This window comes from Limnohabitans sp., from assembly GCF_044361645.1.
Taxonomy (GTDB): Bacteria; Pseudomonadota; Gammaproteobacteria; order Burkholderiales; family Burkholderiaceae_C; genus Limnohabitans_A.
In genome coordinates, this window is record NZ_JBIKIL010000202.1 from 1 (window position 1) to 3,421 (window position 3,421).

Sequence of the window (3,421 nt, forward strand, 5' to 3'; positions counted from 1 at the left end):
TGGCGAACTGGGCATTTACCCACGCCACACGCCGCTGATCACCCGCATCAAGGCCGGGTCGGTTCGCATTGAGAAGGCTGACGGCGGCGAAGAATTCGTTTTCGTGGCCGGTGGCATTCTGGAAGTGCAGCCCGACTGCGTGACCGTGATGTCCGACACCGCGATTCGCGGCAAAGACCTCGACGAAGAAAAAGCCAATGCGGCCAAGCAAGTAGCCGAAGAAGCGCTGCGCAACGCCAAAAGCGAAATCGACTTGGCCGTGGCCCAGTCCGAATTGGCTGTCTTGGCGGCTCAGTTGTCGGCCTTGCGCAAGTACCGCAAAAAATAAAAGTTTGCGCTTTTCAGATGCTCTGACCTTGGTGACAAGGCGCAGACTCAAACCCGGCACAGTGCTCTGTGGCCGGGTTTTTTCTTGGCGACGTGCTGCGAAGCGATGGGGTACGACAACACACAGGCTTGGGCCTGGCAAACAAGGCAAAATGAAGCGATGATTTCCTCGAACAAGACAAGCCCATGAAACGCACGAAAATGCAGGCGGCCGTGGTTGGCGGCACGCCCGAAGACATCGAGCAGGCCTTTTACGAAGCGCTGCACAACGCCGACATCGAGCAGCTGATGGCTTGCTGGGCGGAGGAAGATGACATCGTGTGTGTGCATCCTGGCGGAGGCCGCCTGATTGGCACTGGGGCCATTCGGGCCACCTTCGAGGCCATGTTCAACAATGGCAGTGTGCAGGCTTTTCCCGAGCGGATGCACAAAGTTCAGTCCTTGACCAGTTCAGTGCACCACCTCGTTGAAAGGGTGGAAGTGATCACGCCGCAGGGTGCTCAGCAAGCTTATGTGATTGCCACGAACGTGTACCACCAGACGCCACAAGGCTGGCGCATGGTCGCCCACCACGCCAGCCCGGGCACCCCCAAAGATGCCGCCGATGTGGGGGTCAAACCCACAGTGTTGCACTGAAAAAGAATGCTTGATCACGCACCCGCTTGGTTGCCGGGCGGACACGCCCAAACCATCTGGCCAGCGCTTTACGCCAAGCGGCGATGGGGCCCCAGAAAGCCTTTGCTGCGAGAGCGCTGGGCCACACCCGATGGCGATTTCCTGGATGTCGACAAACAAGCGGCAAGTCGCGCCGATCGCCCTTTGCTGGTCTTGTTTCATGGCCTCGAGGGCTCTTCAGACAGCCACTATGCACAGGCTTTTGCCGATTGGGCGGCTGAGCAGGATGTGAATTTTGCGCTGCCACATTTTCGCGGTTGCAGCGGAGAGTTGAACCACGCACCAAGGGCGTACCATTCCGGCGACCACGAGGAAATCGACTGGCTGCTCAAGCGCTTTCGTCAAGAACACCAGGCTTGTGGTGGTCAAAAAATGATGACGGCAGGTGTATCGCTGGGTGGCAATGCCTTGATGCGGTGGGCCGCAGAACATGGCCACCAAGCTTGCAAGCAGGTGGATGCAGTGGCCTCTGTCTGCTCACCCTTGGACTTGATGCAAAGCGGACTGGCCATTGGGCGAGGCCTGAACCGCCACATCTACACGCCGATGTTTTTGCGGAGCATGAAGCCCAAAGCCATGGCCAAATGGGCCCAACACCCGGGTTTGTTCGACAAAGATGCTTTGTTGGCCGCCAAAGACCTGTATGAATTTGACAATGTCTTCACGGCGCCGGTGCATGGCTTCAAAGACACGGCCGATTACTGGACGCGTGCATCGGCCAAAGCCAAGATGGGGGACATCCGTTTGCCCGCATTGGCGCTCAATGCCTTGAACGACCCTTTTATACCTGCTGACAGTTTGCCGCGACCCAGTGATGTGTCGCCCAGCGTGACCTTGTGGCAGCCTGAGCACGGTGGGCACGTGGGTTTTGCGCAAGGGCGCTGGCCCGGGCATGTGCGTGCCATGCCCGATGCGGTGGGTGGCTGGTTGTTGCAGGCTGCCGGGCAAAGCGAGAAAACTGGAGATTCAAGCTATGGATGACATCGTTCGACAAGCCATGGCCAAGTGGCCTGATGTCCCCGACTGTTTTGGATGGTTGGGTCTGGACAGCCGAGGGCAATGGTGGATGCGCGACGACAGGGCGCAGGCACTTGGCGCATTTCAGAGTGGCATACCGGGCGCCAAAGGTTCGGTCTTGCGGCATGAGAAACTGATGGACTTCATCCACCGCAACTACGAGGCCGATGCCATGGGGCGCTGGTACTTTCAGAATGGCCCTCAACGGGTGTACATCGAGCTCGAAGCGACCCCCCACATCTGGCGCATTGGGGATGATTTTGCTGTGAGTTCACACACCGGCACATTGACCGAAGTGAACAAATGCCTGGTGGACGAAAACGGCAAGGTCTATTTGCACACCAACTTGGGTTTGGGTCTAGTGCACACACTCGATGTGCCAAGGGCTGCGCAGGCCATCGAGCTGGCGCTTTGGACTTTGGAGGAAGTCGTGGTCGGCGATTTGCCTGCCCGCTATGGCTATGTGATGAGCCCCCAAGAAAGACACAAGGCCAGCCAGTAGGCGTAAAAAAACCGACCTAGAAGGTCGGTTTTTTTGAAGGTGAAGCTGCGAGCTTACTTGGCCGCTTCGGGGGCTTTGGGCTCGTCAAACTTGCCGCCACCAGCATTGGCCAAATGGACCACGGCACGGGCAATTTCTGTGTCATTGAAATCGCCTCCGCCTTGAGCACCCATGGCACCCTTGCCTTTGAGGGCGGAATTCACCAAGCCTTCAAGACCCTGACCCAGACGTGCACGCCAGGCGCCCGCATCGGCAAACTTGGGAGCACCGGCGGCACCCGCATCGTGGCAAGCCGCGCATTGGGCTTTGTAAACTTCAGCGCCTGCTTTGAGCGGACGGTTGGCATCACGAACTTCCACAGCGCCAATTTTCTGGATGCGCATGGCGGTGGCTTTTTCAGTGTCGACGGCACCCGCGGCAGGCTTGTTGGCCGAGGTCACATAAAAAACCAAGCCAATGATGATGAAAACTGGAATGACGAAGGAGGCCAAACTCAGCAAAAGCATCTGCTTGGGTGTTTTAACGGGGCCGGTGTGGGCTTCGTGCTGATCGTGGCTGTTGTCGCTCATGAGATCCTCTGTAGGGGCGTGGCCGCAATGGCCAATGTGTTGATCGAAATCAACGACGCATTATAGCGGTGCACCCTTCACAGATCTTGCAAAACGGATAAGTGAAGATGCAGGCGTGAGATAATCCAAATCTGAAAAGTGCGGCTGTAGCTCAGTGGATAGAGTATTGGCCTCCGAAGCCAAGGGTCGTGGGTTCGATCCCCGCCAGCCGCACCAACTCACCGCAAAAAAGTCCTTGGCTCACCACATCCAACGGCACTTTGTGCATGACCCGGCTACCGGCTCCCCGTCTCAAACTCTGTACGACGCAATCACGCCCGTGAGATAGGCG

Annotated in this window: 5 protein-coding genes and 1 tRNA gene; 5 read left to right on the forward strand and 1 reads right to left on the reverse strand. The window is 57.7% G+C overall.

Going from position 1 to position 3,421, the window contains the following annotated elements; translation table 11 throughout:
• From ACIQ39_RS18940 to ACIQ39_RS18955, 4 genes are all read left to right on the forward strand, one after another.
• A partial coding sequence (locus ACIQ39_RS18940; RefSeq protein ID WP_396436134.1) for a F0F1 ATP synthase subunit epsilon occupies positions 1-328 on the forward strand: 328 nt, incomplete at its 5' end.
• A 185-nt stretch (positions 329-513) separates the two neighbouring features.
• A complete protein-coding gene (locus ACIQ39_RS18945; RefSeq protein ID WP_396436135.1) occupies positions 514-963 on the forward strand; it encodes a YybH family protein in 450 nt (149 codons plus the stop codon).
• Between the two features lie 6 nt (positions 964-969).
• Positions 970-1,983, forward strand: coding sequence for a YheT family hydrolase (locus tag ACIQ39_RS18950; RefSeq protein ID WP_396436136.1), 1,014 nt, complete (start codon positions 970-972; stop codon positions 1,981-1,983).
• Positions 1,976-2,521: a DUF2946 family protein gene (locus ACIQ39_RS18955; protein ID WP_396436137.1), complete on the forward strand. Its 546-nt coding sequence runs from the start codon at positions 1,976-1,978 to the stop codon at positions 2,519-2,521. The genes ACIQ39_RS18950 and ACIQ39_RS18955 overlap by 8 nt, the downstream gene beginning before the upstream one ends.
• Before the next feature lie 53 nt (positions 2,522-2,574).
• On the opposite strand, the gene ACIQ39_RS18960 is transcribed toward ACIQ39_RS18955, so the two are convergent.
• Positions 2,575-3,090 (reverse strand): c-type cytochrome, encoded by a 516-nt coding sequence (locus ACIQ39_RS18960; protein ID WP_396436138.1) that lies wholly within the window; start codon positions 3,088-3,090, stop codon positions 2,575-2,577.
• Between the two features lie 140 nt (positions 3,091-3,230).
• Between ACIQ39_RS18960 and ACIQ39_RS18965 the strand changes: the two genes are divergently transcribed.
• A tRNA-Arg gene (locus ACIQ39_RS18965) sits at positions 3,231-3,306 on the forward strand.
• Positions 3,307-3,421: the final 115 nt, after the last annotated feature.